The organism is Pseudomonas sp. TH31, from assembly GCF_016650815.1.
In the GTDB taxonomy this organism is placed as follows: Bacteria; Pseudomonadota; Gammaproteobacteria; order Pseudomonadales; family Pseudomonadaceae; genus Aquipseudomonas.
This window is the reverse complement of sequence record NZ_JAEKEZ010000030.1, coordinates 126613-147148: the sequence shown is the minus strand read 5'-3', so window position 1 is coordinate 147148 and position 20536 is coordinate 126613. Positions and strand designations below refer to the sequence as shown.

At 56.5% G+C, this 20536-nt stretch carries 21 protein-coding genes; 1 reads left to right on the top strand and 20 read right to left on the bottom strand.

Annotation, left to right across the window (positions count from 1 at the left end):
• The 20 genes from JFV26_RS24605 to rpmH form a co-directional block, all read right to left on the bottom strand.
• Positions 1 to 777, bottom strand: a complete 777-nt coding sequence (locus JFV26_RS24605) for a DeoR/GlpR family DNA-binding transcription regulator (RefSeq protein WP_201196058.1) — start codon at positions 775 to 777, stop codon at positions 1 to 3.
• A 201-nt stretch (positions 778 to 978) separates the two neighbouring features.
• Positions 979 to 2346 carry a bifunctional UDP-N-acetylglucosamine diphosphorylase/glucosamine-1-phosphate N-acetyltransferase GlmU gene (gene glmU, locus JFV26_RS24600; RefSeq protein WP_201196057.1) on the bottom strand — a complete coding sequence of 456 codons (1368 nt, stop codon included), beginning with the start codon at positions 2344 to 2346 and terminating at the stop codon, positions 979 to 981.
• Positions 2347 to 2462: 116 nt separating this feature from the next.
• Positions 2463 to 2888 carry a F0F1 ATP synthase subunit epsilon gene (locus tag JFV26_RS24595; protein ID WP_201115593.1) on the bottom strand — a complete coding sequence of 142 codons (426 nt, stop codon included), beginning with the start codon at positions 2886 to 2888 and terminating at the stop codon, positions 2463 to 2465.
• A gap of 45 nt (positions 2889 to 2933) precedes the next feature.
• The gene (gene atpD, locus JFV26_RS24590) at positions 2934 to 4313 is read right to left on the bottom strand and encodes a F0F1 ATP synthase subunit beta (RefSeq protein ID WP_201196056.1); all 1380 of its coding nucleotides are present in this window, start codon (positions 4311 to 4313) and stop codon (positions 2934 to 2936) included.
• A gap of 27 nt (positions 4314 to 4340) precedes the next feature.
• Entirely contained in the window at positions 4341 to 5201 is an 861-nt protein-coding gene (gene atpG / locus JFV26_RS24585) for a F0F1 ATP synthase subunit gamma (protein WP_201196055.1), read from the bottom strand.
• 50 nt (positions 5202 to 5251) lie between these two features.
• Positions 5252 to 6796 (bottom strand): F0F1 ATP synthase subunit alpha, encoded by a 1545-nt coding sequence (gene atpA / locus JFV26_RS24580; RefSeq protein ID WP_007903032.1) that lies wholly within the window; start codon positions 6794 to 6796, stop codon positions 5252 to 5254.
• A 21-nt stretch (positions 6797 to 6817) separates the two neighbouring features.
• Positions 6818 to 7354, bottom strand: coding sequence for a F0F1 ATP synthase subunit delta (locus tag JFV26_RS24575; protein ID WP_201196053.1), 537 nt, complete (start codon positions 7352 to 7354; stop codon positions 6818 to 6820).
• 12 nt (positions 7355 to 7366) lie between these two features.
• Entirely contained in the window at positions 7367 to 7837 is a 471-nt protein-coding gene (locus JFV26_RS24570; protein WP_008027535.1) for a F0F1 ATP synthase subunit B, read from the bottom strand.
• 56 nt (positions 7838 to 7893) lie between these two features.
• On the bottom strand, positions 7894 to 8151 hold the full coding sequence (atpE, locus tag JFV26_RS24565) for a F0F1 ATP synthase subunit C (protein ID WP_002555987.1): 258 nt from the start codon (positions 8149 to 8151) through the stop codon (positions 7894 to 7896).
• A 134-nt stretch (positions 8152 to 8285) separates the two neighbouring features.
• The gene (gene atpB, locus JFV26_RS24560) at positions 8286 to 9155 is read right to left on the bottom strand and encodes a F0F1 ATP synthase subunit A (protein WP_201196052.1); all 870 of its coding nucleotides are present in this window, start codon (positions 9153 to 9155) and stop codon (positions 8286 to 8288) included.
• 16 nt (positions 9156 to 9171) lie between these two features.
• Complete coding sequence (locus JFV26_RS24555; protein ID WP_201196051.1) at positions 9172 to 9579, bottom strand: F0F1 ATP synthase subunit I; 408 nt, start codon at positions 9577 to 9579, stop codon at positions 9172 to 9174.
• A 148-nt stretch (positions 9580 to 9727) separates the two neighbouring features.
• Positions 9728 to 10600: a ParB/RepB/Spo0J family partition protein gene (locus JFV26_RS24550; RefSeq protein ID WP_201196050.1), complete on the bottom strand. Its 873-nt coding sequence runs from the start codon at positions 10598 to 10600 to the stop codon at positions 9728 to 9730.
• Positions 10601 to 10609: 9 nt separating this feature from the next.
• Positions 10610 to 11407 carry a ParA family protein gene (locus tag JFV26_RS24545; RefSeq protein ID WP_201196049.1) on the bottom strand — a complete coding sequence of 266 codons (798 nt, stop codon included), beginning with the start codon at positions 11405 to 11407 and terminating at the stop codon, positions 10610 to 10612.
• Between the two features lie 18 nt (positions 11408 to 11425).
• Positions 11426 to 12070: a 16S rRNA (guanine(527)-N(7))-methyltransferase RsmG gene (gene rsmG / locus JFV26_RS24540; protein WP_201196048.1), complete on the bottom strand. Its 645-nt coding sequence runs from the start codon at positions 12068 to 12070 to the stop codon at positions 11426 to 11428.
• Positions 12067 to 13959, bottom strand: coding sequence for a tRNA uridine-5-carboxymethylaminomethyl(34) synthesis enzyme MnmG (gene mnmG, locus JFV26_RS24535; protein ID WP_201196047.1), 1893 nt, complete (start codon positions 13957 to 13959; stop codon positions 12067 to 12069). Before mnmG ends, rsmG begins: the two co-directional genes overlap by 4 nt.
• A gap of 549 nt (positions 13960 to 14508) precedes the next feature.
• Positions 14509 to 15879: a tRNA uridine-5-carboxymethylaminomethyl(34) synthesis GTPase MnmE gene (mnmE, locus tag JFV26_RS24530; protein WP_201196046.1), complete on the bottom strand. Its 1371-nt coding sequence runs from the start codon at positions 15877 to 15879 to the stop codon at positions 14509 to 14511.
• Positions 15880 to 15958: 79 nt separating this feature from the next.
• The gene (gene yidC / locus JFV26_RS24525; RefSeq protein ID WP_201196045.1) at positions 15959 to 17644 is read right to left on the bottom strand and encodes a membrane protein insertase YidC; all 1686 of its coding nucleotides are present in this window, start codon (positions 17642 to 17644) and stop codon (positions 15959 to 15961) included.
• A 2-nt stretch (positions 17645 to 17646) separates the two neighbouring features.
• Complete coding sequence (yidD, locus tag JFV26_RS24520; protein ID WP_201196044.1) at positions 17647 to 17892, bottom strand: membrane protein insertion efficiency factor YidD; 246 nt, start codon at positions 17890 to 17892, stop codon at positions 17647 to 17649.
• Positions 17885 to 18286, bottom strand: coding sequence for a ribonuclease P protein component (gene rnpA, locus JFV26_RS24515; RefSeq protein WP_201196098.1), 402 nt, complete (start codon positions 18284 to 18286; stop codon positions 17885 to 17887). The genes yidD and rnpA overlap by 8 nt, the downstream gene beginning before the upstream one ends.
• Positions 18287 to 18302: 16 nt before the next feature.
• Positions 18303 to 18437, bottom strand: a complete 135-nt coding sequence (gene rpmH / locus JFV26_RS24510) for a 50S ribosomal protein L34 (protein ID WP_003213577.1) — start codon at positions 18435 to 18437, stop codon at positions 18303 to 18305.
• A gap of 566 nt (positions 18438 to 19003) precedes the next feature.
• On the opposite strand from rpmH, the gene dnaA reads away from it, so the two are divergent.
• Complete coding sequence (gene dnaA / locus JFV26_RS24505) at positions 19004 to 20524, top strand: chromosomal replication initiator protein DnaA (RefSeq protein WP_201196043.1); 1521 nt, start codon at positions 19004 to 19006, stop codon at positions 20522 to 20524.
• The last annotated feature ends 12 nt before the right edge of the window (positions 20525 to 20536 follow it).

Below are 20536 nucleotides of genomic sequence, written 5' to 3'. Positions count from 1 at the left end.
CTATTTCTCCTGACTGACAGCCGCGAGAATCAAATTGATACCGCGGGCCTGAATCTGATCCCGTGCCTCAAGCGGCAAGCGATCATCGGTAATAAGGGTATGGACGCTGCTCCAGGGCAGCTCCAGGTTGGGAATCTTGCGGCCGATCTTGTCGGCCTCGACCATCACCACCACTTCCCGGGCGACTTCAGCCATGACCCGGCTCAGTCCCAGTAGTTCGTTGAAGGTCGTGGTGCCGCGTACCAGATCGATGCCGTCGGCACCGATGAACAGTTGGTCGAAGTCGTAAGAGCGTAGTACCTGCTCGGCCACCTGCCCTTGAAAGGACTCTGAATGGGGATCCCAGGTGCCGCCGGTCATCAACAATACCGGTTCGTGCTCCAGTTCGCTCAGGGCGCTGGCGACATTCAAGGAATTGGTCATCACCACCAAGCCGGGTTGCTGGCCGAGTTCCGGGATCATGGCGGCGGTGGTGCTGCCGCTGTCGATGATGATCCGTGCATGCTCACGAATCCGCAGGACCGCGGCGCGAGCAATGGCTTGCTTGTACTTGGAAACCGGCTGGCCAAGGTCAGCGACCAGTTCCTGCGGCATGGTGATCGCGCCACCGTAGCGGCGTAGCAGCAGGCCATTGCTTTCAAGTGCAGCCAAGTCTTTGCGAACCGTAACTTCCGAGGTTTCGAAACGCTTGGCCAATTCATCCACACTGACTTCCCCCTGCTCGTTGAGCAAGGCAAGGATGTTGTGGCGGCGTTGTGGTGTATTGCGCTTCGACATGGGCTGGTAAGTTTCGATTCGAAAGATAACGTAAGCAATCAAAACCTATTGGCGAAACTTCGTCAAGCCAGAGCAAGAAAAAAGATCTGTGGATAACACAAAAAAGATCGCAGCCTCCAGCAGCTCCTACACGGGATTTACGCTCACCCCGTAGGAGCTGCCGAAGGCTGCGATCTTTTGATCTTATGAACTGTGGATAACTCAGCTCTTTTTGATTTTTACAGGCCGCTTCCAGCCATCGATGTTCTTCTGCCGTGCCCGACCCACTGCCAACTGTGCGTTATCCACATTCTGGGTAATGGTCGAACCCGCCGCAGTGGTAGCCCCCGACGAGATATCCACAGGCGCCACCAACGAGTTGTTGGAGCCAATGAACACATCTTCACCCAACACGGTTTTCCACTTGTTCGCACCGTCGTAGTTGCAGGTGATGGTGCCGGCACCAATGTTGGTCCGGGCGCCGATTTCGGCATCGCCCAGGTACGTCAGGTGACCGGCCTTGGCGCCCTCGCCCAAGTGCGCGTTTTTCAGTTCGACAAAGTTACCCACATGGGCTCGTGCTTCCAGCACCGTACCTGGACGCAAACGCGCGAACGGACCGGCATCACTGCCCTCACCCATAATCGCGCCTTCGATGTGACTGTTGGCCTTGATCACCACGCCTTTGCGCAAGGTGCTGTCCTTGATCACGCAGTTCGGGCCAATCACCACGTCGTCTTCGATAACAACGTTGCCTTCGAGGATCACGTTGATGTCGATCAGCACATCACGACCAATGGTCACCTCACCGCGCACATCGAAACGGGCCGGATCGCGCAGGGTCACGCCTTGAGCCATCAAGCGCCGGCCGGCGCGCAACTGATAGTGACGCTCAAGCTCCGAGAGTTGTATGCGGTCGTTGGCGCCCTGCACTTCCATGGCGTCGTGAGGATGTTCAGTGGCCACCACCAGACCATCGCTGACCGCCATCGCAATCACGTCGGTCAGGTAGTACTCGCCCTGTGCATTGTTGTTGGAGAGCCGGCTCATCCAGTCACCCAGACGCTCAAACGGTACAGCCAGAATCCCGGTGTTGCCTTCGGTGATCGCGCGTTCGGCTTCGCTGGCATCTTTCTGCTCGACGATGGCCGTGACCTTGCCGCCGGCATCACGAACGATACGGCCGTAGCCAGTCGGGTCATCCAACTCGACGGTGAGCAAGCCCAACTGCTGCGGCGCCACCTGCTTGAGCAGGCGTTGCAGGGTTTCGACTTCGATCAGCGGCACGTCACCGTAGAGAATCAGTACGGTATCGGAGGTAATGAACGGTACGGCCTGGGCCACCGCGTGACCGGTGCCCAGTTGCTTGTCTTGCAGCACGAAATTCAGGTCATCCGCTGCCAGGCGCTCACGCACGGCATCGGCGCCGTGGCCGATCACCACATGGATGCGCTGTGGATCAAGTTGCCGGGCGCTGTGGATAACATGGCCAAGCATCGAGTTGCCGGCAATCGGGTGCAGGACCTTGGGCAATGCCGAACGCATGCGAGTGCCTTGGCCCGCAGCGAGGATAACGATTTCGAGAGACATGACTGGCTACCAATCCTGGGTGGTCAGCAACTGCGACCAGATTATGAAAGTCGGAAAAGAAAAAGGGTAGCCGAGGCTACCCTTTTTAATCAATCGCACAACAAGTCGATGACGGATTAACCGCCAAACTTCTTGCGGATCTGCTGGACGGTGCGCAGCTGAGCTGTCGCCTCGGCCAGACGTGCGGCAGCAGAACCGTAATCGAATTCTGCACCACGTTCATGCAAGGCCTTCTCGGCAGCCTTAACGGCTTCCTGAGCGGAGGCTTCATCCAGGTCGGCAGCACGTTGCACGGTGTCGGCAAGAACCTTGACCATGTTCGGCTGAACCTCGAGGAAACCACCGGAGATGTAAAACACCTCGGTTTCCCCGCCCTGCTTGATCAGGCGGATAGGACCTGGTTTCAGATTAGTGATCAGCGGCGCGTGACCCAGGGCGATACCAAGATCACCCAGTGCACCGTGCGCAATCACCATCTCGACCAGGCCGGAAAAGATTTCCCCTTCCGCGCTGACGATATCGCAATGGACTGTCATAGCCATCTGATTGCCTCAACCTAAATTAGCGCCCGTTGCCGGGCGCCGGGATTACAGTTTCTTGGCTTTCTCGATCGCTTCTTCGATGCCGCCGACCATGTAGAACGCTTGTTCTGGCAGGTGGTCGTAGTCACCGTTGAGGATGCCTTTGAAGCCAGCAATGGTGTCTTTCAGGGAAACGTATTTACCCGAAGCACCGGTGAAGACTTCAGCCACGAAGAACGGCTGCGACAAGAAGCGCTGGATCTTACGAGCACGGTTTACCAACTGCTTGTCGGTTTCCGACAGCTCGTCCATACCCAGGATCGCAATGATGTCCTTCAGTTCTTTATAACGCTGCAGAACGTACTGAACGCCGCGAGCGGTGTCGTAGTGGTCCTGGCCGATCACGTTCGGATCCAGCTGGCGCGAAGTCGAGTCGAGTGGATCGACCGCTGGGTAGATACCCAGGGAAGCGATGTCACGGGACAGAACGACGGTGGCGTCCAAGTGGGCGAAAGTGGTCGCTGGCGACGGGTCAGTCAAGTCATCCGCAGGTACGTATACCGCTTGGATCGAGGTGATCGAACCGTTTTTGGTCGAAGTGATGCGCTCTTGCAGAGTACCCATCTCTTCGGCCAGGGTCGGCTGGTAACCTACTGCGGAAGGCATACGGCCCAGCAGTGCGGATACTTCAGTACCGGCCAGGGTGTAACGATAGATGTTGTCGACGAACAGCAGAACGTCGTTACCTTCGTCACGGAACTTCTCGGCCATGGTCAGGCCGGTCAGTGCTACGCGCAGACGGTTACCCGGCGGCTCGTTCATCTGACCGTAAACCAGTGCCACTTTGTCCAGAACGTTGGAATCCTTCATCTCGTGGTAGAAGTCGTTACCCTCACGAGTACGCTCACCCACACCGGCGAACACGGAATAACCGCTGTGCTCGATGGCGATGTTACGGATCAGTTCCATCATGTTTACGGTTTTGCCTACACCGGCACCACCGAACAGACCGACTTTACCGCCCTTGGCGAACGGGCAAACCAGGTCGATAACCTTGATGCCGGTTTCCAGCAGGTCGTTGCCGCCCGCTTGTTCAGCGAAGGTTGGCGCAGGACGGTGAATGCCCCAGCGCTCTTCGGTGTCGATCGGGCCAGCTTCGTCGATCGGGTTACCGAGGACGTCCATGATCCGGCCCAGGGTCGCTTTACCGACTGGTACGGAGATGGCTGCGCCAGAGTCAGTGACTTCCAGACCGCGCTTCAAGCCTTCGGTGGAACCCATTGCAATGGTACGAACCACGCCATCGCCCAGCTGCTGCTGAACTTCCAGAGTGGTGCCGGCATCGCTTTGTACTTTCAAAGCGTTGTAGATGCTCGGTACGCTGTCGCGTGGAAATTCCACGTCGATAACGGCGCCGATGATTTGAACGATACGTCCGCTACTCATAGCTGGATCCTCTGAATATTTGAACCGTTAAACCGCGGCAGCGCCGCCGACGATTTCCGAGATCTCTTGGGTGATCGCAGCCTGACGCGCCTTGTTGTAGATCAGCTGCAAATCGCTGATCAAATCACCGGCGTTGTCGGTAGCGTTCTTCATCGCGATCATCCGCGCAGCTTGTTCAGCCGCGTTGTTCTCGACCACCGCCTGGTAGACCTGCGACTCCACGTAGCGAACCATCAAGCCGTCAAGCAGCTCTTTGGCATCCGGTTCGTAGAGATAGTCCCAGTGGTGCTTGAGGCCTTTATCCGGGGTTGCCACCAATGGAATCAATTGCTCCACGGTAGGCTGTTGCGTCATGGTGTTGATGAACTTGTTGGACACAACGCTCAGACGGTCGATACGGCCATCCAGGTAGGCATCCAGCATCACCTTGACGCTGCCAATCAGATCATTGATCGATGGCTCTTCACCCAGGTGGCTGATAGCTGCTACGACGTTACCGCCGAAGTTGCGGAAGAAAGCCGCACCCTTGCTACCCACTACACACAGATCGATCTCGACGCCGTTTTCACGGTTTTTCGCCATGTCCTTGACCAAGGCCTTGAACAGGTTGGTGTTCAAGCCACCACACAGACCACGGTCACTGCTCACCACGACATAACCAACACGCTTGATTTCACGGTCGATCATGAATGGGTGGCGATATTCCGGGTTAGCGTTGGCCAAATGGCCAATAACCTGGCGGATGCGCTCCGCATAAGGACGGCTAGCAGCCATGCGCATTTGTGCCTTGCGCATTTTACTGACCGCCACTTTTTCCATGGCGCTGGTAATCTTTTGCGTGCTTTTGATGCTCGCAATCTTACTGCGAATCTCTTTTGCGCCTGCCATGTAACACCTATCAGGTTAGCAAGCGGGAGCCTTGCGGCTCCCGCTGCGGCTTACCAGGTTTGGGTGGCCTTGAACTTCTCGATACCGGCTTTCATGCCAGCGTCGATTTCGTCATTGAAGTCACCCTTCACGTTGATCTTCGCCATCAATTCGGCGTGATCGCGGTTGAAGAAAGCAATCAGCGCTTGTTCGAAGCTGCCGATCTTGGCGATTTCAACGTCAGTCAGGAACCCACGCTCAGCGGCATACAGCGACAGCGCCATGTCAGCAATCGACATTGGTGCGTATTGCTTCTGCTTCATCAGCTCGGTAACGCGCTGACCATGCTCAAGTTGCTTACGGGTCGCTTCGTCCAGGTCAGAAGCGAACTGGGCGAATGCCGCCAGTTCACGGTACTGAGCCAGAGCGGTACGGATACCACCGGAGAGCTTCTTGATGATCTTGGTCTGAGCGGCACCACCCACACGGGATACCGAAACACCGGCGTTCACAGCAGGACGGATCCCGGAGTTGAACATGGCCGATTCCAGGAAGATCTGACCGTCGGTGATGGAAATCACGTTGGTCGGAACGAACGCGGAAACGTCGCCAGCCTGGGTTTCGATGATCGGCAGTGCGGTCAGGGAACCGGTTTTGCCGGTCACTGCGCCGTTGGTGAACTTCTCTACGTATTCTTCCGAAACGCGGGATGCGCGCTCCAGCAGACGGGAGTGGAGATAGAACACGTCGCCTGGGTAAGCTTCACGGCCTGGTGGACGGCGCAGCAGCAGGGAAATCTGGCGGTAAGCCACTGCTTGCTTGGACAGATCGTCATAAACGATCAGCGCGTCTTCACCGCGGTCGCGGAAGAATTCACCCATGGTGCAACCGGAGTACGGTGCCAGGAATTGCAGTGCTGCAGATTCCGAAGCGCTCGCAGCAACGACGATGGTGTTAGCCAGTGCGCCGTTTTCTTCCAGCTTGCGAACAACGTTGGCGATGGTCGATTGCTTCTGACCGATCGCTACGTAGACGCAGAAAATGCCGCTGTCTTTCTGGTTGATGATCGCGTCGATCGCCAGAGCGGTTTTACCGATCTGACGGTCACCAATGATCAGCTCACGCTGGCCACGGCCGACAGGGATCATGGCATCGACAGCCTTGTAGCCAGTCTGTACAGGCTGGTCTACCGACTTACGCCAGATCACGCCTGGAGCAACTTTCTCGACCGCATCGGTCTCGGTGTTGTTCAGCGGACCTTTGCCGTCAACTGGGTTACCCAGTGCGTCGACTACGCGACCCAGCAGTTCCTTACCAACCGGAACTTCGAGGATGCGGCCAGTGCACTTGGCGCTCATGCCTTCAGCCAGAGACTGGTAGGAGCCCAATACAACGGCGCCTACAGAATCCTGCTCAAGGTTGAGGGCCATACCGAAGACGCCGCCCGGAAACTCGATCATCTCGCCGTACATGACGTCGGCCAGACCGTGAATCCGCACGATACCGTCAGATACGCTGACGACAGTGCCTTCGTTACGGGCTTGGGAGGTCACATCGAGCTTGTCGATGCGGCCCTTGATAATTTCACTTATTTCGGAAGGATTGAGTTGCTGCATTGCTCTGCTGCCCCTTCAAACTCAAGATTTCAATGCTTCGGCAAGATTCGCGAGTTTGCCGCGAATCGAGCCATCGATTACCAGGTCGCCGGCGCGAATGATGACACCACCAATAAGGGCGGCATCCTCCGCAACTTGCAGGCGCACTTCCCGGTTGAGTCGTGCACTGAGAACCTTGGCGAGTTTGTCTTGCTGTTCTTGGTTCAATGCAAAAGCACTGGTGACTTCAACGTCTACCGATTTCTCTTGTTCGGCCTTGTACAGGTCAAACAGAGCGGATATCTCCGGCAAAAGCGGGAGACGGTCGTTTTCGGCAACGACGTGAATGAAGTTCTGTACCTTCACATCAAACTTGTCGCCGCACACGTCAATAAACGTGGCGGCCTTGTCTGCGCTCGTCAGTCGCGGGGCCTTGAGCACGCGCTGCATGGTGTCGTCTTGCGACACTGCTGCAGCCAGGCCGAGCATGGCTGACCAAGAGGCCAGTTGCTGGTGGGCCTGGGCGTGCTCGAAGGCTGCCTTAGCGTAAGGTCGGGCCAACGTGGTCAATTCTGCCATGATCGCCCTCGCTTAAATTTCAGCAGCCAGTTTGTTTACCAGCTCCGCGTGCGCGTTTTGATCGATTGTGGCACCCAGGATCTTCTCGGCGCCACCAACGGCCAGTGCACCCAGTTGGGCACGCAGCGCGTCTTTGACACTGTTCAGTTCCTGCTCGATCTCGGCCTGAGCCTGAACCTTCACACGGTCAGCGTCGATACGGGCTTTTTCAACAGCCTCTTCAACGATCTGGTTACCGCGTTTCTTGGCTTGCTCAATGATTTCGGCTGCCTGAGCTTTCGCTTCGCGCAGTTGCTGACCCGCTTTATCTTGGGCCAGCTCCAGGTCGCGAGCTGCTCGGGCGGCAGCGTCCAGTCCATCCGCGATCTTCTTCTGACGTTCGTGCAAAGCCGCGATGACCGGAGGCCACACGAACTTCATGCAAAACAGTACAAAAATGAAGAACGCAACGGACTGGCCAATCAGGGTTGCATTAATGTTCACGCCAACACCTCGCTCGTTCGTTGCACATCACACCAATTACTCGAAGGTTCGAGTAATTAGCCAGCGAGTTGACCAACGAATGGGTTCGCGAAGGTGAAGAACAGAGCGATACCAACACCGATCATGGTTACGGCGTCGAGCAGACCGGCAACGATGAACATTTTGACTTGCAGCATTGGAACCATTTCTGGCTGACGCGCTGCGCCTTCCAGGAACTTGCCGCCCAACAGGCCGAAACCAATTGCGGTACCCAGTGCGCCCAGGCCGATCAACAGTGCAACAGCGATAGCGGTTAGACCAACTACAGTTTCCATCTTTCCTCCCGACTTTTACGTCGTATGGTTTAGGTTTTTTAGATTTTAAAGCGGTAAAACAAATCGTTTCATAAGCCCTGTTCGGGCACCCACTCGTTTGACCGAGTGGGACATCAGACTAGTCGAGACTGGTCTTAATGGTTCTCTTCGTGCGCCATCGACAGGTAGACGATGGTCAGCATCATGAAGATAAACGCCTGCAGGGTGATGATCAGGATGTGGAACACAGCCCACGCCCACTGCAGAACTATGCCCAGGCCGCTAAGCCAGAGCAGACCGCTGCCGAACATCACAGCAATCAGGATGAAGACCAGCTCGCCGGCATACATGTTGCCGAACAGACGCAGTGCCAGAGAGATTGGCTTGGCGATCAAGGTGACGAATTCCAACAGGAAGTTCACCGGGATCAGCAGCGCTTGCAGGAAAATGTTCTTGCTACCAAACGGGTGCAGGGTCAGTTCGCCGATGAAGCCGCCGATACCCTTGACCTTGATGCTGTAGAAAATGATCAGCGCGAACACCGACAGGGCCATGCCCAGGGTAGCGTTCGGGTCAGTGGTCGATACGGCACGGAACGGAATGTGCGCATCACCAGAGACGAACATGGCCAGGTGAGGAATCCAGTCGACCGGGATCAGGTCGATGGCGTTCATCAGGAAGACCCAGACGAAGATGGTCAGTGCCAGCGGTGCAATCACCGGGCTACGGCCATGGAAGCTGTCTTTCACGCTGCCATCGACGAATTCGACCAATACTTCAACGAAGTTCTGCAATGCACCCGGTTGACCCGAAGTCGCCTTCTTTGCCGCCATGCGGAAAATCAGAACGAAGATCAGACCCAACGCGACCGACCAGCCGAGGGTATCGACGTGGAAAGCCCAGAAGCCCATTTCTTTGGCTTCTGCTGCGGTGTGAGCAAAGCCCCATCCGCCGTTAGGTAGATGCCCGAAGGTCAGGTTCTGCAAGTGGTGCTGGATATAGCCCGAAGCGGTTGTTTCTGCCATGGTTGCCTCAAACGCCCTAAGGTCTCGAAAGTCTTGTTCTCATCAGCAGGGGCGAAAACCAGCTGACCAGTTGGGTCAACACGAAGACGCCGAATACAGCTAGCGGCGCCAATGGCTTTACACCTGCAAACGTCAATGCAAAGAGCACTGCCGTCAAAATCAGTTTGCCCGCCTCGCCGGCATAAAAAGACCGGACGATGGCTTGAGCTGCTCGGGCGCCGGAAAACCGAAATGCCCTATGAGCGAAATAAACATTGGGTAACAAGGCTATCAGGCCTCCGCAGAGTCCTGAGTACCCGGCAACGACTCCGTGCCATTGCCAGAGCGCCAAAGCGGCTATGAGCAAAACGACAAATTGAGCCATTAACACCGGAAAAACTGCCAGGCGATGGAACGGCAAGCGGTTTGGCGTGCGGGTTTCCATCACTTCTTTCCCCCAATGGTCGGCTGCCAGAATTCAATAACTTGGCATAATTTGTGCCGACAAAATGCGCGCAGAGTATAGGGGCGGTTCAGCCCCTATTCAACTGCCAGGTAGTGATTTCCGACTGCGCGCTACATGAGGAAATGTTTCAGCGGATGTGTGCAAGCACGCCTTGAAGCTCGTCGAGAGAGTTGTAACCAATCACCAACTGACCTTTGCCCTTCTTTCCGTGGCGGATCTGCACCGCAGAGCCTAGGCGCTCGGCCAGGCGCTGTTCGAGTCGAGCGATATCCGGGTCCGGTTTTACCGGTTCAGCAGGCTCTTGTTTACCCCCCAACCACTGGCGAACCAGTGCTTCGGTTTGGCGCACGGTCAGCCCACGTGCGACAACATGTCGCGCCCCTTCAACCTGTTGATTCTCCGGCAAACCGAGCAAAGCACGTGCATGACCCATTTCCAGGTCGCCGTGGGACAGCATGGTTTTGATGACTTCCGGCAACGCGATCAAGCGTAGCAGGTTAGCCACAGTTACCCGGGACTTACCGACAGCTTCGGCGACTTGTTGCTGAGTCAGTTGGAATTCCTGCTGCAAACGCTGCAGGGCAACTGCTTCCTCGATCGGATTGAGATCTTCGCGCTGGATGTTCTCGATCAGTGCCATGGCGATGGCGGTTTCATCCGGCACATCGCGCACCATCGCCGGGATGGTTTCCTGGCCAGCCTGTTGGCTGGCACGCCAGCGGCGTTCGCCAGCGATGATTTCAAAGCGACCGCCGCCAATCGGGCGAACCACGATCGGCTGCATCACACCCTGGGCCTTGATCGATTGCGCGAGTTCTTCGAGCGCCTGAGGATCCATGTCTCGACGCGGCTGGTACTTGCCGCGCTGGATCAGGTCCAGGGGCAGGTGTTGCAGCTCGCGCTGATCGGCTTGTACCGCTTGCTCTTCGAGCGAGCTGACAGTCGGACCACTCAGCAGTGCATCCAGTCCACGTCCGAGACCTCGTTTCTTGACGGCCATGGGGATTCCTTAAGTTGCCTGAGCGGCGGCGGTGCGTGAGTTTTTGCGTTGACGGCGAACCACTTCGCCCGCCAATGCCAGGTAGGCGATGGCGCCACGCGATGATTTGTCGTACGCCAGTGCCGGCATGCCATAGCTTGGCGCTTCGGCCAGGCGGATGTTGCGTGGAATCACGGTGTCGTAGAGCTGCTCGCCGAAGTGTTCCTTGAGCTGGGCCGAGACATCGTTCATCAGGCTCAGGCGCGGGTCGTACATGGTCCGCAGCAGGCCTTCGACTTTCAGGTTCGGGTTCAGCAGTTCGGCGATGCGCTTGATGTTATCCACAAGGTCGCTCAAACCTTCCAGTGCGAAGTACTCACACTGCATGGGGATAATTACCCCATCGGCTGCGACCAATGCGTTCAGGGTAAGCATCGACAGTGACGGCGGGCAGTCGATCAAAATGTAATCGTAGTTTTCACGGATCGGCGCCAACGCACTGCGCAGGCGGCTTTCCTTCATCTGCATTTCCAGCAGAACCACTTCGGCCGCCGTCAAATCGCGGTTGGCCGGCAACAACTGGTAACCACCGTGCTCGGAGAAGTGCATGGCCTGGGCCAGGTCGCATTCACCGATCAGCAGGTCGTAGACCGAGTTTTCCAGGCCGTGTTTATCCACACCGCTACCCATGGTGGCGTTGCCCTGTGGATCGAGATCGATCAACAGCACCCGGCGCTTGGTAGCAACCAGGGAAGCTGCGAGGTTGATGCAGGTGGTGGTCTTGCCCACACCACCCTTTTGGTTCGCTATCGCGAATACCTTAGCCATTCTTGCTTGTGTTCCCAATCATGCCGTGCGGCGCAGTATCAGCAGATGGCGTTGGCCTTGGCAACCAGGTACGGCCAGGGCGTGTTCGCTATCGAGGTGGAAGTCTGCCGGCAATGCTACCAGCTCATCGGCGGGATGAACGCCCTTCATTGCCAGCCAACGTGTATCGCGGTCGCCGAGGTGGCGAGTCCAGTTGCTGAAGTTCTCCATGCTGCTGAACGCCCGGGAGATGATCCCGTTGAACGGCTGTTCTGGCTGGAACGCTTCGACGCGACTGTGGATAACTTGCAAGTTATCCAGTTTGAGTTCGAGTTTGACCTGGGTCAGGAAGCGGGTTTTCTTGCCGTTGCTGTCCAGGCAGGTGACCTGGGACTCCGGAAAGAGGATGGCCAACGGAATGCCCGGCATACCTCCACCGCTACCCACATCCAGCCAACGACCGTTTTCGACAAACGACATCACGCTCAAGCTGTCGAGCAAATGACGCGACACCATTTCGTCCGGATCGCGCACGGCGGTCAGGTTGTAGGCCTTGTTCCATTTTATCAACAGGGCCAGATAACCCAGCAGCAACGCGTGCTGGGTTTCTGTCAGTGTGACACCGAGCTGGCGAGCACCTGTGGATAACTCTTCTGCATGTTGCGAGGTGACCAACGAACTCAAGCGCTTTGCTCCAACTGACGGCCCGCGCCGCGTTTTTTCAAATGAATCATCAACAGCGAAATGGCTGCCGGGGTCACGCCCGGGATACGCGACGCCTGGCCCAAAGTCTCTGGACGGGTCGCACCGAGCTTGCTCTGGATCTCTTTGGAGAGACCGGAGATGTTCGTGTAATCGATATCCACAGGCAGTTTTGTATCTTCGCTGGCCCGCAGACGAACGATTTCATCCTGTTGACGATCGATGTAGCCGGCGTATTTGGTCTTGATTTCAACCTGTTCCGCGACCTGTGGATCTTCTGCACCACCGCCAGTCACGGCGATCAGACCAGCGTAGTCGATTTCCGGACGGCTCAAGAGGTTCAGCAAGTTGTATTCATGAGTCAGTGGTGTGCCGAACTTCTCGGAAATCGCATCACCCTGCTCGGTGCCAGGGCGAACCCAGGTACTTTTCAGGCGCTGCTCTTCCAGATCGATGCTTTCGCGTTTCTTGCAGAACGCTGCCCAGCGCGCGTCATCGACCAAACCGAGTTCGCGACCTTTTTCGGTCAAGCGCAGATCAGCGTTGTCTTCGCGCAGGATCAGGCGGTATTCGGCCCGGGACGTAAACATCCGGTACGGTTCCTGGGTACCCAACGTAATCAGGTCGTCGACCAACACCCCGATGTACGCCTCATCGCGACGCGGGCACCAGGCATCTTTGCCCTGTGCGCGCAGTGCGGCGTTGGCTCCGGCCAGCAATCCTTGGGCGCCGGCTTCTTCGTAACCCGTGGTGCCGTTGATTTGCCCGGCGAAGAACAGACCGCCAATCACTTTGGTTTCCAGGCTGTACTTCAAGTCACGCGGGTCGAAGTAGTCGTACTCGATGGCGTAGCCCGGACGAACGATGTGTGCGTTTTCCATGCCGCGGATCGATTGGACAATCTGCAATTGCACGTCGAACGGCAAGCTTGTGGATATCCCGTTCGGGTACAGCTCGTGCGTGGTCAAACCTTCCGGCTCGATGAAGACCTGGTGGCTTTCCTTGTCGGCAAAGCGATGGATCTTGTCTTCAATCGACGGGCAATAACGCGGGCCAATGCCTTCGATCACACCGGAATACATCGGCGAACGATCAAGGTTGGCGGCAATGATTTCGTGGGTCCGGGTGTTGGTGTGGGTAATCCAGCAGCTCACCTGTTTCGGGTGCTGTTCTTTGGACCCCATGAACGACATCACCGGGATCGGCGTATCCCCGGCTTGCTCGGTCATCACCGAGAAATCCACAGAACGACCGTCGATCCGCGGCGGCGTACCAGTTTTCAAGCGACCAACGCGCAGTGGCAACTCACGCAAACGGTGAGCCAGGGCAATCGATGGCGGATCACCGGCGCGACCGCCGGAATAATTCTGCATCCCGATGTGGATAAGTCCGCCGAGGAAGGTGCCAGTGGTCAACACCACGGAATCGGCGAAGAAACGCAGACCCATTTGGGTGACAACACCGCGCACCTGTTCCTGTTCGACGATCAGGTCGTCGGCGGCTTGTTGAAATATCCACAGGTTCGGCTGGTTTTCCAGAACTTCGCGGACAGCGGCCTTGTACAGAACCCGATCTGCCTGAGCGCGAGTCGCTCGTACGGCCGGGCCTTTACGGCTGTTCAACACACGAAACTGAATACCGCCCTTATCGGTGGCCATGGCCATCGCGCCGCCGAGGGCATCGATTTCCTTGACCAGGTGGCTTTTGCCGATCCCGCCAATGGCAGGGTTGCAACTCATGGCACCGAGGGTTTCCACGTTATGCGTCAGCAACAGGGTTTTTGCCCCCATGCGTGCTGACGCCAGTGCTGCCTCGGTACCGGCATGACCGCCGCCGATGACGATCACTTCAAAACGGGAAGGGAAATCCACCACGCACCTCGTGCCTGCTTAAGTAGGTAATTCAGGAATAGTTTGAGCCCGGTTTCTGGACCCGGTCGGCAAGTATAGGGACTTCGCCCTTCCTAAAGAACCCTTTGCACAAAATTTAACCAGCTGTGGAGAAGTCGGGGTTATAGAAATTAAAAAGAGAGAAATTTATTAAATCTTTGTTTTTATGTTTATTTCTACTGAGCACCATTTCTGTGGATAGATCTCTACAGGCTTTTATATTCAATATGTACAGAGATTCAAAACCCTGTGGTCATGTGCCAAGGAGGCCGTTGGATAACCGGTCTAAGCCTGTGGATGAAAGGGGTGGTTATCCACAGATGGGTTTATCTTCAGTTTTCAGGCCCTGTTATCAACTGCCCTTAGAGGCAGTTATTCACAGGGCTTAATCCACAGAAAAGCGTCGAATGAGGGAATTCAGGACGCGGGAAATCCGCTTAAGCAGAAAGAATCTGCTCGGCACTCTGGGAAAGTTTCAGAAAAGGAGGGAACAGACAGGCGCGAATGGCCTGTCTGTGAACAGCAGAAGGACTATTTACCGATACAGAAGCTGGAAAAGATCCGCCCCAGCAGGTCATCGGAGCTGAAAGCACCGGTGATTTCGCCCAAAGACTGCTGCGCCTGACGCAGATCTTCGGCCAATAACTCACCGGCACCCGCGAGCGTCAGCTGAGCCCGACCGTGCTCAAGGGACGCACTGGCATGTCGCAACGCCTCCAGGTGACGCCGGCGTGCGCTGAAGCTGCTTTCAGAGGTCTGCTCGTAGCCCATGCAGGTCTTGAGGTGTTCACGCAGCAACTCAAGGCCCTCGCCTGCCGACTTGGCACTCAAGCTGATGGTGACATGGCCATCGTCGCTGACTTCCAGCGCAATCGCTTCACCCGTCAGGTCAGCCTTGTTACGGATCAGCGTGACTTTCGCCGGATCTGGCCGGGTTTCAAGGAATTCTGGCCACAATGCAAACGGATCAAGCGCTTCCGGAGCTGTGGCATCCACCACCAACAACACCCGATCCGCTTCACCGATGGCCTTCAATGCTCGCTCTACACCGATTTTTTCCACTTGGTCATCGGTATCGCGCAGCCCCGCGGTGTCGACCACGTGCAACGGCATGCCGTCGATGTGGATATGTTCGCGAAGAATGTCCCGGGTGGTGCCGGCGATCTCGGTGACGATCGCGGCTTCACGCCCGGCCAAGGCATTCAACAGGCTGGATTTGCCGGCATTCGGCCGGCCGGCAATGACGACGTTCATCCCGTCCCGCAGCAAGGCGCCCTGCCCGGCTTCGCGAAGGACTGTGGATAATTCATCGCGGACTTTGTCGAGCATGCTCAGCACGTGGCCATCGGCGAGGAAGTCGATTTCTTCTTCCGGGAAGTCGATGGCGGCTTCAACGTAGATGCGCAGGCCGATCAATTGCTCAGTGAGGTTATGCACACGCAGGGAAAACGCACCTTGCAAGGAACGTAGGGCATTTCGCGCAGCTTGTGCAGAACTGGCCTCGATCAAATCGGCAATCGCCTCGGCCTGGGCCAGGTCGAGTTTATCGTTAAGGAAGGCGCGCTCGCTGAATTCACCCGGCCGGGCCAAGCGGCAACCGAGTTCCAGGCAGCGCTTGAGCAGCATATCGAGCACGATCGGGCCACCGTGGCCCTGGAGTTCCAGCACATCTTCGCCAGTAAAGGAGTTCGGTCCCGGAAAATACAGGGCGATGCCTTCGTCCAGCACCTCTTCGTTTTCACTGAGGAACGGGCCGTAATGGGCATATCGCGGTTTCAGTTCACGGCCGCTGATGGCTTTGGCCGCCACACTCGCCAGCGGCCCGGAAATACGGACAATGCCCACACCGCCGCGACCTTGGGCGGTGGCGACGGCGGCGATGGTTTCACGAGGAACGCTCATAAACCGGTATCCAGACAAAAGTGACAGATAGCAAAACGCCCCACTAGGGGGCGTTTTGAGTGGTTATCCACAGTGTAAATCAAGCGGCTGCTTTGGTAGCCCGTTCGATTTTACGCGTGATGTACCACTGTTGGCTGATGGACAGGCAGTTGTTGACCACCCAGTACAGCACCAGACCCGCCGGGAACCACAGGAAGAAGAAGGTGAAGATGATTGGCATCAGCTTCATCACCTTGGCCTGCATCGGATCCGGAGGCGTCGGGTTCAACCGCTGCTGGATGAACATGGTTGCACCCATGATGATCGGCAGAATGAAGAACGGGTCCTTGATCGACAGGTCAGTAATCCACAGCATGAACGGCGCTTGGCGCATTTCAACGCTTTCCAGCAGAACCCAGTACAACGAGAGGAAAACCGGCATCTGCACCAGGATTGGCAAGCAGCCACCCAGTGGATTGATCTTCTCTTTCTTGTACAGCTCCATCATGGCTTGGGACATTTTCTGCCGGTCGTCGCCATGTTGCTCTTTCAGCGCGGCCAGTTTCGGTGCCACTGCACGCATGCGCGCCATGGATTTGTAGCTGGCTGCCGACAGCGGGAAGAAAATCCCTTTGATCAGCATCGTCAGGAAGATGATCGAGAAGCCCCAGTTGCCGACGATCGCGTGGATGTGTTGCAGCAGCCAGAAGATCGGCTGGGCAATGAACCACAGAATGCCGTAGTCGACGGTCAGTTCCAGACCTGGGGACAACTCTTTCAGCACAGCCTGGCTTTTCGGGCCGGCGTACAGAACAGCGCTGACTTCAGCTTTTGCACCGGGTGCAACGGTCAATGCCGGAGCGGTGTAGCCGATGATGTAGTTGCCTTTGCTGTCTTTACGGGTCTGGACGACGTTGCTTTCGCCCTTCGCCGGAATCCACGCGGTCACGAAGTAGTGCTGCAACCAGGCAACCCAACCACCGTTAACGGTTTCTTTCAGCTGGCCCTTGTCCATGTCCTTCATGGACACTTTCTTGTACGGCTCGTTACTTGTCCACAGGGCGGCGCCCAGGTAAGTCGCGGTGCCGGTGGCCGTGCTGGAAGAAGGATCGGAGCTGGCGTCACGCTTCAGTTGCGCGAACATCGCGCCGGACCAAGGCTTGGCGCTTTCGTTGTCGATCAGATAGGAAACGGTTACGTCATACAGGCCACGTTTCACTGTGAAACGCTTGATGTAGTTGACGCCGTCCTTGCTGAACTTCAGGTCCACGATCAATTGGTTCTGGCCGTCGGCCAGTTGGTAGATCTTCTTCTCCGAGGAGTAAACCGGACGACCGGTTGGACTTGCGTCCGGACCGTCGGTGCCGATCAAGCCGCTCTGAGCCAGATAAGTCCGCTCGTTGCCGTTGTCGAACAACTGGAATGGAATTTCCGGATGGTCCTGGCGACGTGGATACAGCGGCAACGTCAACTGGGCAACATCACCACCTTGTGGATCGATAGCCAGGTTGAGCACATCCGTTTTGATCTGGATGAGGTCTTTGCTTACAGCTACTGGAGTTTCAGTCGGTGCAGTGGCACTGGTATCGCTTGCGGCGCGTGGAATGTCGTCACTGACAGAAGCATTATTGCCAGTCGCCGTGTCCGGTAGGCCCGGTGCGGTAGTACTGGAAGCAACATTCTGAGTCGGCAGGGCAGCCTGGCCATAGTCCTGGTTCCATTTAAGAACCATAACGTAGGACACGATTGCCAGGGCGACGATCAGGATCGTGCGTTTGATATCCATGATTACTCGGCCATCGAAGAAGAACGGGAGGTAGGGATAGGCGGAACCGGGTCAAAACCACCGGGATTCCACGGATGACAGCGACCTAAACGACGAAAGGCCAGCCAGCCACCGCGCAGAAGGCCATGATTTTCTATGGCTTCATACGCGTAGCAGGAACAACTGGGGTAGAAGCGACAGTGATTGGCCATCAGAGGACTAATGGCATAGCGATAAAACTGGATCGGAACGAGTGCCAGTTTACGCATCGGGACTGTCTACCCCTACAGTTTCGGCTTTGACTGCTGGTACTGGCGTGCTGCGTGCCAGACGCTTCCAGAGTTTGCCGAAATGCTGAATCAATTCGGGGTTTTCTACGTCCCCCAAACCTTTGCGCGCGACGATAACTATGTCCCAGCCGACCAGCGAATCCTGGTTCAGGCGAAACGATTCGCGCATCAGACGTTTGAGGCGATTGCGCTCGACGGAGAGCTTTACGCTCTTTTTCCCGATAACCAACCCGAGACGGGGGTGATCAAGATCGTTGTTGCGCGCAAGGAGCAGGAGATTTTTCCCCGGAACCTTGCCGGTAGGGGAGTCAAAGACTGCTTTGAAATGCCGGGGCGTAAGCAAACGCTTGTCCCGACTGAAGTCCTGACTCACCTCCAGTGCCGGATTATCAAACTGCCAGACGCGCACGACCTTTGGCGCGACGACGCGACAGGACGGCACGACCGTTTTTGGTAGCCATGCGAGCACGGAAACCGTGGGTACGAGCGCGTTTGATAGTGCTTGGTTGGAAAGTACGTTTCATTGTCGTGTTACCTGGTTCGTCCACAACGGGCCGGAATGGCCCCCGTTTTAAGAGACCGGGGATTCTAGAGAAAGCAAGCCTCTAGGTCAATTTCCAACCAGCGTTTCCTTATAAATAGATCTCCAGGGGTTTTCTCGTTGAACGGTCCTTCGCTAGATATAGAAATAAAGAAGGGAATTATTTAAAGCTTTTCTGTAAAGCTTATAAAAGCTAGGGACGCCATCTACTGTGGATAACTGCCTTAAGCCCTTCTAAACCGTGATGTACAGGGAATGACAACTACGGTGGAAAACGGTGGTCAGCCTGTGCTGCGCTGTCGGATAAGCTGTGTATGGAATGGCTAGTTATCCACAGGTCAGTTATCCACCGAGTTTGCCCCCACTTGTCCAGTGCCCTCAGGGGCGGTTATCCACAGAGCTTATACACATACCGCTGGTCGCATTTTTAGTAGTTAACGCATTGATAATTCATGGGGAGTGCGCAACCTGCATGTGGATAAGTGCGCGTCTGACCGCTACAATGGCCGCTTGTTTTTGCCTCACCGGCTTTCAACTTAGGGGATATCCGTGTCAGTGGAACTTTGGCAGCAGTGCGTGGAGCTTTTGCGCGATGAGCTGCCTGCCCAACAATTCAACACTTGGATCCGTCCACTACAGGTCGAAGCCGAAGGCGACGAGTTGCGTGTCTACGCACCGAATCGTTTTGTTCTCGACTGGGTCAACGAAAAGTACCTGGGCCGCGTCCTCGAACTGCTGGATGAGCATGGCAATGGCATGGCGCCGGCGCTTTCCTTATTAATAGGCAGCAAACGCAGCTCGGCACCGCGCGCGGCGCCTAATGCTCCGCTGGCCGCCGCGGCCTCCCAGGCTCAGGCTGCGCAAGCACCAGTCAGCGCGCCTGCGCCAGCCCCGGCCGCCACTCAGACCAAACGTTCGACCCAAAAGGTGGCCGAAGTCAGTGAAGAGCCGTCCCGTGACAGCTTCGACCCGATGGCCGGCGCCAGTTCGCAACAGGCCCCGGTTCGCGCCGAACAGCGCACCGTGCAGGTTGAAGGCGCGCTCAAGCACACCAGCTACCTGAACCGCACGTTCACCTTCGAAAACTTCGTCGAGGGTAAGTCCAACCAACTGGCCCGGGCTGCGGCCTGGCAAGTGGCGGATAACCCGAAGCACGGCTACAACCCACTCTTCCTTTATGGCGGCGTAGGCTTGGGTAAAACCCACTTGATGCACGCTGTAGGTAACCACCTATTAAAGAAGAACCCGAATGCCAAGGTCGTGTACCTGCATTCCGAGCGTTTCGTGGCCGACATGGTCAAGGCGCTGCAACTGAACGCGATCAACGAGTTCAAGCGCTTCTACCGTTCGGTGGATGCGCTGCTGATCGATGACATTCAGTTCTTTGCCCGCAAGGAACGTTCCCAGGAAGAGTTTTTCCACACCTTCAACGCCCTGCTTGAAGGCGGCCAGCAGGTCATTCTCACCAGTGACCGCTATCCGAAAGAAATCGAAGGCCTTGAAGAACGCCTCAAGTCCCGCTTCGGCTGGGGCCTGACGGTAGCTGTCGAGCCGCCGGAGCTGGAAACCCGCGTAGCGATCCTGATGAAAAAGGCCGACCAGGCCAAAGTCGATCTGCCACACGACGCGGCGTTCTTCATTGCCCAGCGTATTCGCTCCAACGTCCGTGAGCTGGAAGGCGCGCTTAAACGTGTGATCGCCCACTCGCACTTCATGGGCCGCGACATCACCATCGAGCTGATTCGCGAATCCCTGAAAGACTTGTTGGCGCTGCAAGATAAACTGGTCTCTGTGGATAACATTCAGCGCACCGTCGCCGAGTACTACAAGATCAAGATCTCGGACCTGCTGTCCAAGCGCCGTTCGCGCTCGGTGGCACGTCCCCGTCAGGTCGCCATGGCGTTGTCCAAGGAACTGACCAACCACAGCCTGCCGGAAATCGGCGATGTGTTTGGCGGTCGCGACCATACGACGGTTTTGCACGCCTGCCGCAAGATCAACGAACTTAAGGAATCCGACGCGGACATCCGCGAGGACTACAAGAACCTGCTGCGTACACTGACCACTTGATGAACACCAGCG

Excerpts from the sequence above, each read along its gene's own strand:
- JFV26_RS24605 (WP_201196058.1), bottom strand. The coding sequence starts at position 777 with ATGTCGAAGCGCAATACACCACAACGCCGCCACAACATCCTTGCCTTG.
- glmU (WP_201196057.1), bottom strand. The coding sequence starts at position 2,346 with ATGTCTCTCGAAATCGTTATCCTCGCTGCGGGCCAAGGCACTCGCATG.
- JFV26_RS24595 (WP_201115593.1), bottom strand. The coding sequence starts at position 2,888 with ATGGCTATGACAGTCCATTGCGATATCGTCAGCGCGGAAGGGGAAATC.
- atpD (WP_201196056.1), bottom strand. The coding sequence starts at position 4,313 with ATGAGTAGCGGACGTATCGTTCAAATCATCGGCGCCGTTATCGACGTG.
- atpG (WP_201196055.1), bottom strand. The coding sequence starts at position 5,201 with ATGGCAGGCGCAAAAGAGATTCGCAGTAAGATTGCGAGCATCAAAAGC.
- atpA (WP_007903032.1), bottom strand. The coding sequence starts at position 6,796 with ATGCAGCAACTCAATCCTTCCGAAATAAGTGAAATTATCAAGGGCCGC.
- JFV26_RS24575 (WP_201196053.1), bottom strand. The coding sequence starts at position 7,354 with ATGGCAGAATTGACCACGTTGGCCCGACCTTACGCTAAGGCAGCCTTC.
- atpE (WP_002555987.1), bottom strand. The coding sequence starts at position 8,151 with ATGGAAACTGTAGTTGGTCTAACCGCTATCGCTGTTGCACTGTTGATC.
- atpB (WP_201196052.1), bottom strand. The coding sequence starts at position 9,155 with ATGGCAGAAACAACCGCTTCGGGCTATATCCAGCACCACTTGCAGAAC.
- JFV26_RS24555 (WP_201196051.1), bottom strand. The coding sequence starts at position 9,579 with ATGGAAACCCGCACGCCAAACCGCTTGCCGTTCCATCGCCTGGCAGTT.
- JFV26_RS24550 (WP_201196050.1), bottom strand. The coding sequence starts at position 10,600 with ATGGCCGTCAAGAAACGAGGTCTCGGACGTGGACTGGATGCACTGCTG.
- JFV26_RS24545 (WP_201196049.1), bottom strand. The coding sequence starts at position 11,407 with ATGGCTAAGGTATTCGCGATAGCGAACCAAAAGGGTGGTGTGGGCAAG.
- mnmE (WP_201196046.1), bottom strand. The coding sequence starts at position 15,879 with ATGAGCGTTCCTCGTGAAACCATCGCCGCCGTCGCCACCGCCCAAGGT.
- yidC (WP_201196045.1), bottom strand. The coding sequence starts at position 17,644 with ATGGATATCAAACGCACGATCCTGATCGTCGCCCTGGCAATCGTGTCC.
- yidD (WP_201196044.1), bottom strand. The coding sequence starts at position 17,892 with ATGCGTAAACTGGCACTCGTTCCGATCCAGTTTTATCGCTATGCCATT.
- rpmH (WP_003213577.1), bottom strand. The coding sequence starts at position 18,437 with ATGAAACGTACTTTCCAACCAAGCACTATCAAACGCGCTCGTACCCAC.